Genomic DNA, 16,008 nt, shown 5'->3' with positions numbered 1-16,008 from the left:
AAGGCGTGTAGCAGGTTTTCGTCTACCCGACGAACTGCCGGGCGAGGATCAGCACGGCGGCACCGGCCAGAAACATAGCCATCAGCCCGCCGCGCAGCGAGACCAGCCCGGCGACGATCAATGCCGTCCATTCCGCCGGTCCGGCGCTCAGCGCGGCCGGCGCGACGAGCGTGGTCAGCACCGCCGCCGGTACGGCGTTCAACCCGGCCTCGACGCGCGGATGGATATTTTCGAAGCGCGAGATCACCAAATGTCCGCCAATGCGGGTGAGATAGGTGGCGATCGCACCGGCGATGATGATCCACAAGGTCGTGCTCATGGCCGCGCCTCGACACCACTGTGATGCGGCGGCAGGATGACCGCGAGCAGCACGCCGGCCACCGCGCCAATGGAGACGTGCCAGGGCGAACCCACCGTTTTGTAGGCGATGATGGAGGCAGCAGCACTTGCGACGACCACCGGTAGCCATAGCGGCCGTTTGCGAAAGCCCATGACCAGGCCGAGAAAATAGATCGGCAGCAGGAAATCGATGCCCAGAGCATGCGTATCGGGGATGAGCTTGCCGAACATCGCGCCGAGCGCGCCTTCGGTTACCCAGAACACATAAACCGGCAGACCAAGCCCCATATACCAGGCGAAGCCGACCGTCTCGCCGGCCTCCGCCTTACGTTCAGCCACCGCGAACTGCGGATCGGTGAGCAGGAAATAGCCTACCGCTTGCTGAACCAGCGGCCAGTGCGCGATGCGCCGGCCGATGCCGGCGGAATAAAGCACATGGCGGAAATTCACGGCGAAGATCGACAGCACGATCAGCCATGGCGCGACATGCTGCCCGAACAATTCGATGCCGACCATCTGGCTGGCGCCGCCGTAGACCATGGCGCTCATCAGGACGGCTTCAAGCACCGAAAAACCATTGTCGACGGCAAGTGCCCCGAACAGCAGCCCGAACGGTGCCGCCGCCACCACGACGGGCATCGAGAGCCGCACGCCTTGCCAGAAATCGCTCTTCGCGCCGTTTTCGGAGATTGCTTCCGCCGACATTGACCACTCCCTCGGGAATGGTCGTATGTAGGTAGCGCCGCCTGCCTTGTCACACCAATTCGCTTGAGCCAAACGATCAGCCGAAATGATCGCCAGGGCGGCGCCAGGTACAAAGCGCCGGCGAATTCGCTCGCTTCAGTTGACGAAATAGCGCTGCCATTCGAAGTCGGTGATATGCGAAGCCTGCCATGCGTCGAAGGCAGCCTGCTCGGCGCGCCGGCTCTCGGCGTAATTGTCGCGAAAGGTCTCGCCGAAGGCCTCGGCGCAGAAATCGGACGTTGCGAAGGCTTCGATCGAAGCGTTGAGCGTGCGCGGCAATTTCGGCTTGTCGAGATTGGCCAGGTTCGATGTCACCGGCGCTTCGAGTGGCAATTCCTTTTCGATTCCTTCGCACCCCGCCGCCAGGACCGCCGCGATTGACAGATATGGATTGATGTCGGCTCCAGGCGCACGATGCTCCAGCCGGCACGCGCCATCGTTCGGCGTGGTGATGACGCGGATCGGCGCGGTACGGTTCTCAAAACCCCAGGCGACGTCCTCCGGCGACCATGCGCCACGATCGAAGCGGCGATAGGAATTGACCGTCGGCCGAAACAAGAGATGCGTTTCCTGCATCCGGTTGAGCACGCCGGCGAGGAAATGCTCAGCGACCGGCGTCAGCCGGTTCGGTCCGGCGGCGAAGGCCGGTTTGCCGTCGCGCCACAGGCTGACATGGTGATGCGCACCGCAAGCGCTTTCCTTGCCCGGCGGCTGGAAGCGAGTCATGAAAGTGGCAACCAGCCCGCGCTCGGCGCACAATTCGCGCAGATGCAGCTTGGCGCGCATGGCGTCGTCGGCCGCCTGCAGTGCCGTCTTCGGCGTCAGCGCGTATTCATACATGCCAAAGCCGTATTCGGTCACCAGAGAGGCGACGCCAATGCCGATGCTTTTCATGCGGGTGATGAACTCGGCAGCGAAATCCTGGTACTCGCCGCTGCGCACAAGGTCGTAATTGACCAGGGAATGGCCCCAGGGCTTCAACTCGCGATAGCGGCCGGCACGCATCAAATCATGGTCGGCGTGAAAAATGCCGAACTCATATTCGAGTGCGAAACGCGTTTCGTAGCCAAGCCTATTCATCCGCTCCTCGACCTTAGCCAGAACGCCGCGCGGATCGAATGGGCAGACCGTGCCGTCGAGCATGTAGGCGCGGGTAATGGCGGAGGCGAATTTCGGCTTCCAGCCGTGCTGGACGACGGTCGCCGGGTCGATGATGCCCTTGATGTTGGGAAAGCCGTTCTCTTCGTTGGCGCTTGCCGAAGCGAAGGCGACGTCGCCCATCGGCTGACCGTCGCCATGGGTGACGCAATAGAGGATGGCATTGATCGCTTCGCCGTAACTCGACAATTTGAGCGGCGCGATCTTCGAGCGAAAGGCGCCTGACGTGTCGACCGTATGGATCTCGATGAATTCGACGCCATCGGCTGCCAGCTTGCTCTGCAACGCCTTAAGCTCGGGCGTGTACGCCGCGACCCTGTCTTCAAATTCCACTTTCAAACCTCCACCAGGAAAACACCAGGCGTCGCTATTTCGCGTGCCTGAAAAATCGCGAGAGCAATTCGTCCAGTTCGTAGCGGCCACTGATGCCGCTTGGCCGGAAGGCCATGCAAAGCACGATGACGACGCCAAGCGCGACCCCGGACAGCCCGAGCAGTTGCGGCAGCTGGATGCCGGCAATCGTCACGCCGGATTCGATGCTGCGGATGAGTTCGAGCCCGACCGAAAGCACGATCACGCCGGTCATCGCGCCGGTAACTGTCGCCATGCCGCCAAGGATGAGCATCGCCAGCGTCATGAAGATCATCTGGAAATAGAACAGCTTCGGGCTGATCGTGCCGGCGAAATAGGCGTAGAGAACACCAGCCAGGCCGCAGATCAGCGCCGACAGCACCCATGAAATCAGCCGCAGGCGCCGGGCGTCGATGCCGAGTGCGGCGGCGGCTTGCGGGCTCTGGGCGCTGGCCCTCAGCTGCAGGCCCCAGCGGCTGTCCTTGAACAGCCGAGCCAACACGATCGCAAAGACTGACATCACCATCATCCAAGGCAAGCCGACGACCTTCGGAATGCCGAAGAAGGCCTGGTTGCCCTTGAACAGATCGGTCCAGTTGAGAAAGACCGAATGGACGATGATCAGCAGTGCCAGGCTGACAATCGTTGCGGCAACGCCCGAAAGGCGGCTGATAACCTTGCCGCTGACCAGGGCCAGAATGCCGACCGCAAGCAGCGCGAGCAGCGCCGATGTGACGGGATCGAGTTCGAGCGTCGCGAAACCAAAAGGTGCGTTTGGAATGGACAGCTTCTTCATCGCCAGCGGCGTCGACAGGATGGCCACGCCATAGGCGCCAAGCCCGACAAAGGCGCTGTGGCCGAGATTGGCGATATTGCTGTTGCCCATGAAGACTTGCAGGCCGACGACGACGATTAGGTTGACGAAGGCGCCGAGCGCCAGAAAGGTGTAGTAGGTTGGCGCGAAGTTCAGGATCAGCAGCCCGATCACTAGCACCGGCAACGACGTCACCAGCCCGCCGACGAGCGAGCGCAGCACCGCGCCGCCGGGCCTTACGACAGAGGCAAGTGCGGTATCTTCGATCGCCTGCGACATCTCGGATCTCGCCACCTCAGATCTCCCCCACCTTTAGATCTCCTTGTCGCCGAGTTCGATCCGTTGGCCAAGCAGGCCTTCCGGTCGATAGACGAGAAGCGCGACGATGATCGCGTAGGTAAGCGCGTCCTTGAAGCCCCCATATTCCTGCGGCAAGGCGACGAGCAGGCCGACTTCGATGAAGCCGAGCAGCATGCCGCCGACCGCCGCCCCGGGAAGCGAGCCGAAGCCACCGATGACGCAGGCGACGAAAGCCTTCAGCACCAGGCTGAAGCCGAGATCGGGTGAGACGCTGCCGCGCCGCGCCATGATGAACACGGCGGCGATGCCGGCCAATGCGCCTGAAATGGCGAAGGCGGTGGCAATCACCCGGTTGGCCCTGATGCCCATCAGGCGAACGGTGGCGAAATCGCGCGACGCCGCGCGGATCGCCAAACCGAGCGTCGACCGGTTGAGGAAAAGCACCAGGGCCATGATGGTGAGGCCGGAGACGATCAATTCCATGACCTGAAGCGACGACACCGCAAACGGGCCGAAGAACCACATCTGGTTCAGGCCATTGAGGATCGAGACCGATTGCGGTTTCGGCGAGATCAGCAGCATGAACAGGTTCTGCACGACGATGCTGACGCCGAAGGCCGTCAGCAATCCTGTCGTCGTTGGCGCATAGCGAACCGGGCGGAACGCCACCCGCTCGAACGCGATGGCCGCCAGCGCCGCCGCCGCGATGGCAAGCAGGACCGCGACGATGGGCGAGGTCAGCCCCAGCGCCGCGGCCAGGAATACGCTGTAGGCCGAAACGCCGATGATCTCGCCATGGGCGAAATTCACCAGCCCCATGATCGAAAACACCACCGCCAGGCCAAGCGCCACCAGCGAATATTCCGCACCGAAGGCCAGTGCGTTCAAAAGTTGCTGCAGAGCGTAGTCCATGCCGCGCCTACCCGCCAATATAGAGATTGAGGAGGCCATGTTCGTCGGCAAGCCCGGACGGCGGCCCGTCGAAGCGAAGCGCGCCGGAACTCATGACATAGACGCGGTCGGCAAAGCGCAGCGCCTGCCTGGCGTTCTGCTCGACCACCAGCAGCGTCAGCCCCTCGGCCTTGAGCTGGCCGATGAAATCGAAGATCCGGACGACGATCTTCGGTGCCAGCCCCAGCGAGGGTTCGTCGAGAAGCAGAAGTTTTGGCCGCGACATCAGCGATCTTGCGATGGCCAGCATCTGCTGCTCGCCGCCGGAAAGCGTGCCGGCTGCCTGCGCGTAGCGTTCGGAGAGGACCGGGAACAAAGCGAGGAAGCGCTCCATGTCCTGACGAACCCCTCTGGGGTCGCGCCGCGTCGCCGCGCCCAGCCGCAGGTTCTCGCCGACCGTCAAATTGGCGAAGATGTGCCGGCCTTCCGGCGTCGATGTCAGGCCGGCGCGAATACGATCCTCGGTTCGGACACGCGATATGTCCTGACCGTCAAGGACGATACGGCCGGCCGACGGCGAGACAAGGCCAGTCAAGGCATTGATGGTCGAGCTCTTGCCGGCGCCGTTCGGGCCGAGCAGGGCGACAAGCTCGCCCTGCCCCACCGACAGCGACAGATCGCGCACGGCGGCGACCGCGCCGTAGCGCACGCTCAGATTCTCGACCTTCAGCACGAATCGGCCCGGATTGTCGCTCGCGGCATGATCAAAACAGCTTTGCCAATCAGTTCAACGCCGGAACGAAGGTCGGCTGCGCGTCGGTGATGAGCACGCGCTTGCCGTTCGAGAAGCCCATCACCGGCACGGCCTTGACCGGATAGCCCTTCTTTTCGGCGAAGGAGATGATCGGCGCCGTCGTGCCGGGATAGCCGCCCGACGCGCGGATCGCTTCGCGTAAGGCCGCGGGCTCGACGGTGCCGGACTTCTTCGCCGCCTCATAGCTGATCTGCACCATGTCAGCGCCGAGCGCATCAAAGATGCCATTGATCTTGTAGCCGTCGGCCTTGCACTGCGCCAGGAAGTGGTCGATCGGGCTGTCGACGCCGGTCGCGCCATGGGTGGCGAACATCACCTTCTCAAGCGAAGCCGGATCGCCGACGGTTCCTTCCAAGGACTTGTCGTCGAAGGCATCACAGCCGGCGACCCAGCCGTCATAGCCATTGGCGCGCAACTGGCGAATGAGGATGCCTACATCAGGCAGCACACCGCAGACATGGATGGCATCAGGCTTTTCAGACAGTGCCTTGATGCTGGCGATCTGCGGCGACCAGTCCGTGGTGCCCCAGGAATAGTTGAGCTTGGAGACGACTTTGCCGCCGAGATGTTCAAACACCTCGCCGAACCATTCCGGCAGTTTTTCGGAGTAGGAGCCGGCATCGGGCGAGACCAGCAGCGCCACGGTGCGCGCACCCTTGCCATAGAGTGCATCGGCCGTGGCCGCCGCATTGATCGGATCGGGCACGGCGCCGGCAATAAAATTGTCGAGGCCTGCCTGCTGCATCTCGATCTGGGTGTTTGGCGCCGAAAACACCGTCGCGCCATAAGGCTCGGCGATCTGGGCGGTCGGGATCAGCGCATCCGGGAACGGCACGCCGGTGATGACCTGGGCGCCGGCGTCGAGGAACTTCTGGCCGAGCGAAACCGAAAGTTGCGGATCGGAACGGTTGTCCTCGATCATCAGTTCGATCTTGGGATCACCGGCGCCAGCCGCCTTGTTCAATTTGTCAGCCATGCAGCGGGCGCCTTCGGCCTCGCTGTAGGGCGCATAGGTGCCGGTCATCGCCACGGCGAGCCCGATCTTCAGATCGGCGGCGCCGGCATGCGTCACCTGCAAGAACCCCGCCGCGGCAATAGCGGCCCCTAAAATCATCCTGTCCATTGAACCCCTCCTTCTCCCTTGTTGTTGCAATTCCAGGCGCCGTCACGATGTCTCGGACTGCCCGACATAAACCTCGATGACACGCGGATCGCGCCACACTTCTTCGGTCTGCCCGGAAGCGACCACCTGGCCTTGGTCCATGACGCAGAGCCGGTCGCACAGCCGGTTGATGAAACGCAGATCGTGATCGATGACGATAGTCGCGCAGCCGACATCACGACGAATGCCCTCGATCGCCACCGCCAGTGTCTCGGATTCATCTTCATTGAGCCCAGCCGCCGGTTCGTCGAGCAGAAGCAGCGAAGGACCGAGCGCCAGCGCGCGGGCGATTTCGAGCCGGCGCTGGCTGCCGTAGGACAATGTCCCCGCCGGAGCATCGGCGAAGCCGTCCAGTTGATACTGGGCCAGCAGCCGGTCGACGCCGATGCGGGCCGCGACATCGGGGCGAACCGAGCGACAGGTGATATGGGCGACTTCGACATTCTGCCGGACGGTCAAATCCCTGAACAGCCGGATGGTCTGGAAAGTGCGGCCGACACCGGCCCGCGCGCAATGCTCGGGACCGTGGCCAGTGATTTCCTTGCCTGCCAGCTTCACGCTGCCGGTGTCCGGCTTGAGCACACCGGAGATGGCATTGACCAGTGTGGATTTTCCCGCACCGTTGGGACCGATCAAGCCGAGGATTTCGCCGGCCGCGCAAGACAGCGAAGTATTGCGCAACGCCTGTACGCCGCCAAAGGTCTTGCTGACTGCCTCAACCGACAGCATCGGTCACATCTCCCATCCCGGCCGATGGCTTTTTCTCCTGTCAGCCGGTCATCAAGGATGCTAGACCCCCGACTTTTCCATAACAAGTATTTTTTTCCATTTTAGAAAATATTCTTTGGCGAGCCGAACTTCCGGCCCCGAAATCCGACCGGCGGATCAGACCCCAGCGCCGGCCGGCAGCCCATCGCGCGGGACCGTGTTCGACATCAGCATGACGACCGGCTCGTCGCCGAGCGCGATATAGGCGTGCCGCATTTCGCCGTCGAACAGGATGCTGTCGCCCGGCTGCAGCACCGTCGGGTCATAGTGGATCGTGTGCAGTTCCAGACTGCCGCTGAGCACATGGATGAACTCCTCGCCCGAATGGCTGCGCCAGCCGCCATTCTCCTCAAAACTCCTTGCCCGCAGCGTGACGCGCCAGAAAATGTTGGTCTTGTCGCGAAAATCGCTGCACAGGACCTCGAATTCCATGGCATTGCCCTGATGCAGGATGCCGCTGCCGGCGCGCGTGATCGAGCGGCGCGCCTGCATGCCCGGCTTCGGGCTGAACAGGAAGGACGCCACCGGCACATGCAGCACGCCGGCGATCATCAGCGCCACGTCGACCGTCAGGCGCGCCTTGCCGTTCTCGAGCTTCGACAGCTGCGAGACCGAAAGGCCGGAGCGCTCGCTGAGGTTGCGCAGCGTGACGTTCTGCTCTTTGCGCGCATCCCTGATCTTGCTGCCCACATTGCCCTGCATCGCCCATGCCCTTGGCTGTCGTGTTTCCAATTCGACAAGCTCTAGCGGCGTGGCCTGAGAGCGTCCAGCGTTTAGACGGCTACGGCTGATTTCGGCCATAAAGACATCGCGACAGTGGCAAAGCTTGTCTCCAGAGTCTGGCTGATGAGCTCGAATTTTTCCGGATCGGAAAGCAGATCGTTGCGGACTTCGAGATAGAGGCAGGGCCTGCCCTGCTCGAGCCCATGCCGGTTCAGCGTATAGCCGACCGCCTGACGCCAGTCGTATGGCGCGTTGTCGCCGATCCTCAAGCCCGCTTCGGCGCCACGCGCGCCGAGGGTGTTGAGAACCGAGGTGACGAAAGGCGACGGCTCGCGCCACAGCACACCGATATCGACGTCGCGCCTGATGCCGCCCATCACCGGAGTGAAGGAGTGTATCGAGACCAGCGCCTGCCTGCCTGCCGCGATCTCGGTGATCGCCTGTTCGACCGGCGCCCAGGCGATAAGCTTGCGCAGCCTGGCGTCGACGGCATCGACCGCGAGATTGCCTGGTACCGGAATGCCGCCAAGGTCAGGTCGCATGAAGTCCCACTCGCCCGCCGGACGGTTGTAGTCGAGGAACAGCCGCGAATAATGCGCGACCACGGCTGGCGCCCGCAATGTCCGCGACAGCCGGCGCGTCAAAGCGTCGATGCCGATATCGACGGCGAAATGCGTGCCGAGATAGGACACTGCCAGGCCAAGGTCATGCCATGGCGCCGGCACGAGATTGCCGGCATGCTCGGCGATCAGCAGATAGGGGCTGGTCGTGTCGGGCAACAGCCGCTCGACGCTGGCTGCGGCCAGCCTCTCGACGGTCGCATCGTCAAGCCCTGCAAGGCCCGCCGCGTTCACCGGACGACCTCCAATTCAACCGATGACGGAGCGGATGTGAAAGGCCTTCGCTGCCGTCGCTTCTGTCAGGCCGGCGCGGCCATTGGTGCGGCCGAGACCTGAATTCTTGATGCCGCCCCAAGGCAGATGCAGGTCGGCGTGGTCGCAGCGGTTGAGATAGACGGTGCCGGCCTCGACCTCGTCGAGCAGGGCCACGCCGCGATCGATGTCCTGCGTCCAGATCGAGGCGCTCAGGCCGAACTCGCTGTCGTTCATCAGGCCGATTGCCCGGTCGTCGCCGTCGACCGATTGGATGCAAGCCACCGGTCCGAACAGCTCGTCACGCATGATCTGCATGCCGTGATCGACCCCGACCAGGACTTCTGGAGCGACGTAGGCGGCGCCAAGCCCTGCGGCCTTGAGCGCACCATCCTGCGGCATCAGCCGCCGCGCCCCTGCCCGCACCGCGCTTTCGGTGAGACCGCGGATCGAGTCGGCGGCGCTCGCCCGCACCACTGGGCCTACCATTGGCTTCTCGCCGATCGGATGCCCGATGGTCCATTTCGCCGTCTCGGCGACAAGGGCGTCGACGAAGCGGTCATGGATCGCCTGGTCGACATAGATCCGTTCGACCGAACAGCAGGATTGTCCTGCATTGGAGTATGTGCCCTCTGCGATCAGCGGTATCGCCGCTTCAAGGTCGGCATCGGCGCGGACATAGGTCGGGTCCTTGCCGCCGAGTTCGAGATGCACCTGGGTGAAGGTGCCGGCGGCGGCGGCATGAACGCGCCGGCCGCCATTGACTGAACCGATGAAGTTCACCGTATTGAAGGCACCGGACGCGATCAATCGCTCCGCATCGGCATGATCGAGATGCAGGCTTTGGAACACGCCTTCGGGACCGCCGGCGGCACGAAAAGCCTCCTCTGCCACCTCCGCGATCAGCGGTGTCTGCGGCGAATGCTTGAAGATCACGACATTGCCGGCTGCAAGCGGCGACGTCACCAGATAGCCCAGCATGGCGGTCGGATAGTTCCAGGCACAAATCGACAGATGCAGGCCGCCCGGCACCAGCCGCGCATAGCGGCGGATGGTCTCGTCGGAGGGATAGGGCACGTCGGCCAGCGTTTCCGGCGCGATGTCGGAAAGCAGCTGTCCGATCAGCGCTAGACGCGGCGTCTCGTCGGCCTGCCAAAGCGGTCGCCCTATCTGCCATGCGACCATCTCGGCAAGCGGAGCGGCCCGGGCTTTCATTTCCTCGCCGAAGCGCAGCAGGATCGCCAGCCGCTCGGCCAGCGGCGTCCGCCGCCAGGAAGGCAATGCGGCACGGGCCCGCGTCACCGCGGATTCGATTGCGGTGCCGTCAGCATAGCCGCGCGTCAGAAAGGTCGAGCCGTCGACAGGAGAGGTCACGGAGAAGGTCCGCGCGCCGGAATGCAGGTTCATGATTTTGAAATCCATCCGAACTGGCAAGTCATCCGGCCACGATACCGTTATTTTCCATTTTGGCAAATTTTTTCTAATACCGCTTGATGGAATTTTTATCCGGCCCTATTGTCCGGCGATCGCGCGTTGGGCGGAGCACATGAGGGCAAGCAGATGATCGTTTATGATTTCACCGGCAGGCACGCGGTTGTCGCTGGCGCCGGTGGCGGCATGGGCGAAGCGATCGCGCTTGCGCTGCTCGAAGCGGGAGCATCCGTTACCGCCATCGACGTCAAGGCCCGCCCAGCCTCCCTCGCCTCCTATGACGACAGGCTCACTTTCGCCCAGGGCGATCTCACCGACGCCGCCTTCGTCGAACAGGCCATCGGCTCGGCGGGCCGTGAGCGCGGTGGCATCGACTATCTCGCCAATGTTGCCGGCGTGCTCTGGTTCGGCCGCGACAGATCGGCTCTCGACATGGACCTCGACGTCTGGGATCAGGTCTTCAACATCAACCTGAAGTCATTCGTGCACACGGCACGGTCGGTCGTTCCCTATATGCGCTCTGGTGGGCGCGGCGGGGCCATGGTCCATTTCTCGACTATCCAGTGGTATCGCGGCGACGCGAACCCGCAGGATGCCTACCAGGCATCGAAGGCGGGCGTCTGCGCGCTCTCCAAATCGCTGGCCATGCAGCTTGCCGGCGACCGCATCCGGTCTAACGCCATCTGTCCGGGCATGGCGCTGACGCCGCTGCAGGCACGCTGGGATACCGAAGAAAAGCGCTCGGCAGTCGCCAGTTACGCGCCGCTCGGCCGGATCGGCACACCTCAGGACATGGCCAATGCCGCGCTTTTCCTGCTCTCCGACCAGGCAAGTTACATCACCGGAATTGAGCTCCCTGTTGACGGTGGTCTCTTGATGCGAATGTAGCGCCACATCCGCGACCGGACCGCACGGAAACCCTAACTCGCCGAAACCTTGCCTTGGATCGCCCGGCCCCAGTCGAGTAGCGGCCTGGCGCACACGGTGAAATCGACAAGTTCGTCGACCAGGGCCGACGTGTGGATTCCGGCCGGGTCGATCGTGTGGCGGACAGCGAAATGCCGGTTGCGGACAGCCTGGGCGAGATCGGCTTCCGTGACATCCTCGAAGCCGCGTGGCGCGCGCTTCATGCATCCATCCGTATCGAATTCGAGTCCGGCCTTCTTCAGTCTCCCGATCAGGCTACGGAATTCCGCTGGGTTCGTCGCGATCGCCTTTCGCATGGCCTGGAGCAACTCCGGGCCCGGCTGCCACCAGGCGACGCTGGCAAAGCAACGGTCGAGCCCGATGTAAACGAAGAACACGCCCTGCTCCATCTTGGTGCCGTCCGGCGACAGGATGGCCGACAGATGGCTGTTATAGGGCCTTTTGTCCTTAGCGAACCGCACGTCGCGATTGATGCGGAACAGCGATTTCTTGCGATCGCCGCGCAAGCCCAGTCCCGCCACCGCGAAGCGTTCGGAGAGCGTTTCGACGAGATCTCCGAACGGCTCATAAAGCTCGCTTTCGTAGAGGTCGCGGTTCTCCTGGAACCACTCCCGGCTCTGGTGAAAGTCGAGCGCCCTAAGAAATGGAATGGCCTTCCGGCCAAAACCGTTGAACGTGCCCGTCATCACGCCTTGCCGATCCGCGCTAGCCAGGCGTCCTCGTCAATCACCTCGATGCCGAGTTCGGTGGCGAGCTTGAGCTTGGAGCCGGCGCCGGGTCCGGCGACGACGAGATCGGTCTTCGCCGAAACCGAGCCCGCGACTTTCGCGCCGAGACGTTCCGCCATTGCCTTGGCTTCCGGTCGCGTCATCTTTTCCAGCGTGCCCGTGAAGACGATCGTCTTGCCGGCGACAGCGCTGTCGGCCGAGACGTTGACGATGTAGGGCTTCGGCCGGACCTGCGCGAGCAGCGCGTCGAGCACGTCGTCGTTGCGCTCGTTGCCGAAGAAATCGCGCAGCGCGTTGATCACCGTGTCGCCAATGCCGTTGATCGACGGAAAAACGTCATGCGGATTCTCGGCTTTTGCAGTCTCCTTGCCGATGCGGATCAGCTCCTCGATGGTCGAGAACTCTCGGGCAAGCACGGCCGCCGTCGTCTCGCCAATGTGACGAATGCCAAGCGCGAAGATGAAGCGATCGAGCTCCGGTTCGCGGCGAGCGTCGATGGCAGCGAAGAGCTTGTCCAGGCTTTCATAGTTGCGATCCTCGACACCGCGCACATTCTTGCGAGTCTTGCCTGATGCCGCCTCGCGTTGCCTCGCCTGCTCCTCGCGCCGCTCGGCCAAAGCCCTGGTGACGGCTGGACGCCGATCCCTGAGCGTGAAGATGTCGGCGGCTGTCTTGATCAACCCCGCATTGAAGAACAGGTCGATGTTTTCGGCGCCGAGGCCTTCGATATCCAGGGCGCCGCGCGACACGAAGTGGCGCAACCCTTCCACGGCCTGCGCCGGGCAGATCAGTTCGCCGGTGCAGCGGCGGCGGGAATCTTCCTTGCCGGTCTTCTCGTTGATCTCGCGCGTCGCCGGCGAGCCGCAGATCGGGCAGACGTGCGGAAATTCGTAGGGCGCGGCATCGGCCGGCCGCTTATCAATAACGACGCTGACGATCTGCGGAATGACGTCCCCTGCCCGCTGGATCACCACCGTGTCGCCGATGCGCACATCGATGCCGTCACGGATCGGCTGGCCGGTGCTGTCCAGGCCCTTGATATAGTCCTCATTGTGCAGCGTGACGTTCTCGACCACCACGCCGCCGACCGTGACTGGCGCCAGTCGCGCAACCGGCGCAAGCGTGCCGGTGCGGCCGACCTGGATGTCGATCCTCTGCACGGTCGTCATTGCCTGTTCGGCCGGGAATTTATGAGCGACAGCCCAGCGCGGTTCGCCAGTGACAAATCCCCATCGGCGCTGCAGCTCCAACTGGTCGACCTTGTAGACGACGCCGTCGATGTCGTAGCCAAGCGACGAGCGCTGCTCCTCGATCAGGTGGTAATGCGCGACCAGTTCCTCGACCGACTTGGCCCGCACCATCAGCGGGCTGATCTGGAACCCCCAATCCTTGAACTTCTGCACGGACTCGTACTGGGTCGGAGCGGGATCCGCCGTCGTATAGCCCCAGGCATAGGCGAAAAATCTAAGATTGCGGCTGGCGGTGACGGATGGATCTTTCTGCCGAAGCGACCCGGCCGCCGTATTGCGAGGATTGACGTAGTCCTGGCCGCCGGCCGCCGCCGACCGTTGCTTCAGTGCCTCGAATTCCGCATAGGTCATATAGACCTCGCCGCGTATCTCGATGACATCGGGCCAGCCCGAGCCTTTCAGATGCTTGGGAATGTCGGCGATCGTCCTGAGATTGGCGGTGATGTCCTCGCCGACGGTGCCATCGCCGCGCGTTGCACCCTGCACGAACACGCCGCCTTCATAACGCAGCGAAGCCGACAGGCCGTCGATCTTCGGCTCGGCCGTGAAAGCGATGTCGAGATCCTTGTCGCGATCGAAGAATCGCCGGCCGCGTTCGATGAAATCGGCGACGTCCTGGTCGGTATAGGCCTTGGCCAGGCTGAGCATCGGCACCGCATGACGCACCTTGGCAAAGCCTTCCGCCGGCGGCGAGCCGACCCGGCGCGACGGCGAATCTTCGCGCACCAGATCGGGAAAGCGTTGTTCGATGGCGAGGTTGCGCCGCGTCAGCGCGTCATACTCGGCGTCCGTGATAACAGGCGCGTCCTCGCCATGGTATCGCCGGTCGTGCTCGGCGATCTCCTCGGCCAGCCGCTTCAGCTCGCTGGCTGCCTCGCTCTCGTTGAGCGAATCGACGGATTTTTCGGACATGAACTGCTTCCCCAAGAATGGCGCGCCACTATAGATCAGGATTTGCCGTAGGGGAGCCAGCCCGCGAGAAAATCAATCCTGAACAGCGGGATGCAGCCATATCCTGACTCTGCCGGAAAGCCTGGATTTCGGCGATGGACCGCCCGTTTCTATGCTGCGGCCGTATTCTCCCGCAGCAGCCGCTCGGCCGCCGCGCGTGCCTCGTCGGTGATCGTCGCTCCGGCCAGCATCCTCGCGATCTCCTCCTGGCGCGCTGCCCGGTCCATCTCGGCGATGCCAGTGGCGACGCGATCGGCGCTGCCGGATTTGGAGATCAGGAAATGCGTCGCCGCGCGCGCTGCCACCTGCGGCGCGTGAGTAACCGAAAGCACCTGCACGCGCTTCGACAACCGCGCCAGCCTTTGGCCGATGGCGTCCGCCACCGCGCCGCCAACGCCGGTGTCGATTTCATCGAAGACCAAGGTCGGCGCCGAACCGCGGTCGGCCAGCGCCACTTTCAGCGCCAGCAGAAAGCGCGACAGCTCACCGCCGGAAGCGACCTTCATCATTGGGCCGGGCCTGGTGCCGGGATTGGTGCGCACCCAGAACTCGACCTGGTCGATGCCCTCTTCCATCCGGCTTTCGGCAACGCTCGTCATTTCGACGATGAATTCGGCCCGCTCGAGCTTCAGCGCCGGCAGTTCGGCCATGACGGCCTTGGTCAGCCCGACGGCCGCCGCATGGCGAAGCGACGACAGCTGCGCCGCCGAAATGTCGTAGGCCTCGCGCGCCGCCGCGGCCTGCTTTTCCAGCCCGTGCAGGCGCTCTTCGCCGGCATCGAGATCGGCAAGATCGGCGACCATCGTGTCACGCAACTGCGCCAGATCGTCGACCGCCACGCTGTGCTTGCGCGAGGCGGCGCGCAGCGAAAACAGCCGCTCTTCCGCCTTCTCCAACCGCTGCGGATCGTATTCGGTGGCGCGAAGGGCTGCTTCGACACCCGACTGTGCCGCGTCGAGCGACAGCATCGCCTCGTCGAGCGACTTGACCACATCGTCGAGCAGGCCCGGCGCTTCCGTCACCTTGCGCTGCAGGCGCCTGAGCAGGCTGGCGAGCTGCGGCAAGGGCGAGGACGGTCCGGAAAGTACATCCTGCGCGTCATGGATTTCCGAGGCGATCTTTTCCGCCCGCATCATCGTGGCGCGCAGTTCCGCCAGCTCGGTCTCTTCGCCGGGCTGGGGATCGAGCTTAGTCAATTCGGCGACCGCGGCCCTGAGATAGTCGGCCTCGCGCGCCGCCGCTTCAACCTTGGCGCGGTGCTTGGCAAGATCCTGCTCGCAGCCTCGCCAATAGCGCCACGCCTCACCTGTCGCACGGACAGTGCCGAGATGACCGCCAAAACTGTCCAGCAATTCGCGATGGGCGCCGGGATCGACCAGGGCGCGCTCGTCATGCTGGCCGTGGATCTCGACCAGCGCGTGACCGACGTCGCGCATCAGCGTCACGCTGGAAGGCTGGTCGTTGACGAAGACGCGGGTACGGCCGTCCGCCGTCTGCACGCGGCGCAGGATGATGTCGCCATCGTCTTCGATGGCGTTGTCGGCAAGCAGCATGCGTGCAGGATGGTTGCGCGGCACGTCGAACACGGCGATGACCTGGCCCTGTGCCGCGCCATGCCGCACCAGCGAGGCGTCGCCGCGGGCGCCGAGCGCCAGCGACAGCGCGTCGAGCAGGATGGATTTTCCAGCACCGGTTTCGCCGGTCAGCACCGAAAGGCCGGACGAAAAGTCGATGTCCAGCTTTTCGATCAGAACGATATCGCGGATCGACAGTCTGGAAAGCATG

The 16,008-nt window shown here is 63.5% G+C and carries 15 protein-coding genes; 1 reads left to right on the top strand and 14 read right to left on the bottom strand.

From position 1 onward, the window contains the following. Positions 1 to 22: 22 nt before the first annotated feature. The 11 genes from AC0L26_RS18485 to AC0L26_RS18435 form a co-directional block, all read right to left on the bottom strand. The gene (locus AC0L26_RS18485) at positions 23 to 319 is read right to left on the bottom strand and encodes an AzlD family protein (RefSeq protein WP_354488215.1); all 297 of its coding nucleotides are present in this window, start codon (positions 317 to 319) and stop codon (positions 23 to 25) included. Then, on the bottom strand, positions 316 to 1,044 hold the full coding sequence (locus AC0L26_RS18480; RefSeq protein WP_473633841.1) for an AzlC family ABC transporter permease: 729 nt from the start codon (positions 1,042 to 1,044) through the stop codon (positions 316 to 318). Before AC0L26_RS18480 ends, AC0L26_RS18485 begins: the two co-directional genes overlap by 4 nt. 135 nt (positions 1,045 to 1,179) lie before the next feature. Beyond that, complete coding sequence (locus AC0L26_RS18475; RefSeq protein WP_473633840.1) at positions 1,180 to 2,574, bottom strand: glutamine synthetase family protein; 1,395 nt, start codon at positions 2,572 to 2,574, stop codon at positions 1,180 to 1,182. A gap of 34 nt (positions 2,575 to 2,608) precedes the next feature. Further along, positions 2,609 to 3,700, bottom strand: coding sequence for a branched-chain amino acid ABC transporter permease (locus AC0L26_RS18470; RefSeq protein WP_473633839.1), 1,092 nt, complete (start codon positions 3,698 to 3,700; stop codon positions 2,609 to 2,611). An 18-nt stretch (positions 3,701 to 3,718) separates the two neighbouring features. Beyond that, on the bottom strand, positions 3,719 to 4,618 hold the full coding sequence (locus AC0L26_RS18465; RefSeq protein WP_473633838.1) for a branched-chain amino acid ABC transporter permease: 900 nt from the start codon (positions 4,616 to 4,618) through the stop codon (positions 3,719 to 3,721). 7 nt (positions 4,619 to 4,625) lie between these two features. Next, a complete protein-coding gene (locus AC0L26_RS18460; protein ID WP_354488209.1) occupies positions 4,626 to 5,330 on the bottom strand; it encodes an ABC transporter ATP-binding protein in 705 nt (234 codons plus the stop codon). 49 nt (positions 5,331 to 5,379) lie between these two features. Beyond that, positions 5,380 to 6,534, bottom strand: a complete 1,155-nt coding sequence (locus AC0L26_RS18455; RefSeq protein ID WP_473633837.1) for an ABC transporter substrate-binding protein — start codon at positions 6,532 to 6,534, stop codon at positions 5,380 to 5,382. Between the two features lie 42 nt (positions 6,535 to 6,576). Next, the gene (locus tag AC0L26_RS18450; protein WP_473633836.1) at positions 6,577 to 7,302 is read right to left on the bottom strand and encodes an ABC transporter ATP-binding protein; all 726 of its coding nucleotides are present in this window, start codon (positions 7,300 to 7,302) and stop codon (positions 6,577 to 6,579) included. 156 nt (positions 7,303 to 7,458) lie between these two features. Beyond that, positions 7,459 to 8,043 carry a helix-turn-helix domain-containing protein gene (locus AC0L26_RS18445; RefSeq protein WP_473633835.1) on the bottom strand — a complete coding sequence of 195 codons (585 nt, stop codon included), beginning with the start codon at positions 8,041 to 8,043 and terminating at the stop codon, positions 7,459 to 7,461. A gap of 71 nt (positions 8,044 to 8,114) precedes the next feature. Continuing rightward, on the bottom strand, positions 8,115 to 8,918 hold the full coding sequence (locus AC0L26_RS18440) for an N-formylglutamate amidohydrolase (RefSeq protein WP_473633834.1): 804 nt from the start codon (positions 8,916 to 8,918) through the stop codon (positions 8,115 to 8,117). Between the two features lie 15 nt (positions 8,919 to 8,933). Then, positions 8,934 to 10,343 carry an aldehyde dehydrogenase family protein gene (locus tag AC0L26_RS18435; protein ID WP_473633833.1) on the bottom strand — a complete coding sequence of 470 codons (1,410 nt, stop codon included), beginning with the start codon at positions 10,341 to 10,343 and terminating at the stop codon, positions 8,934 to 8,936. Between the two features lie 153 nt (positions 10,344 to 10,496). Between AC0L26_RS18435 and AC0L26_RS18430 the strand changes: the two genes are divergently transcribed. Beyond that, complete coding sequence (locus AC0L26_RS18430) at positions 10,497 to 11,255, top strand: SDR family NAD(P)-dependent oxidoreductase (RefSeq protein ID WP_473633832.1); 759 nt, start codon at positions 10,497 to 10,499, stop codon at positions 11,253 to 11,255. Positions 11,256 to 11,287: 32 nt separating this feature from the next. Here the strand turns inward: AC0L26_RS18430 and AC0L26_RS18425 are convergent, their stop codons facing one another. From AC0L26_RS18425 to recN, 3 genes are all read right to left on the bottom strand, one after another. Beyond that, the gene (locus AC0L26_RS18425) at positions 11,288 to 11,980 is read right to left on the bottom strand and encodes a DUF2461 domain-containing protein (RefSeq protein WP_473633831.1); all 693 of its coding nucleotides are present in this window, start codon (positions 11,978 to 11,980) and stop codon (positions 11,288 to 11,290) included. After that, the gene (gene ligA / locus AC0L26_RS18420; protein ID WP_473633830.1) at positions 11,980 to 14,184 is read right to left on the bottom strand and encodes an NAD-dependent DNA ligase LigA; all 2,205 of its coding nucleotides are present in this window, start codon (positions 14,182 to 14,184) and stop codon (positions 11,980 to 11,982) included. The genes AC0L26_RS18425 and ligA overlap by 1 nt, the downstream gene beginning before the upstream one ends. A gap of 149 nt (positions 14,185 to 14,333) precedes the next feature. Further along, positions 14,334 to 16,007, bottom strand: coding sequence for a DNA repair protein RecN (recN, locus tag AC0L26_RS18415; RefSeq protein WP_473633829.1), 1,674 nt, complete (start codon positions 16,005 to 16,007; stop codon positions 14,334 to 14,336). Position 16,008: the final 1 nt, after the last annotated feature.

This window comes from Mesorhizobium sp. WSM4823 (assembly GCF_055811195.1).
The sequence above is the reverse complement of the archived record's forward strand: the minus strand, read 5'-3'. Positions and strand labels throughout refer to the sequence as shown.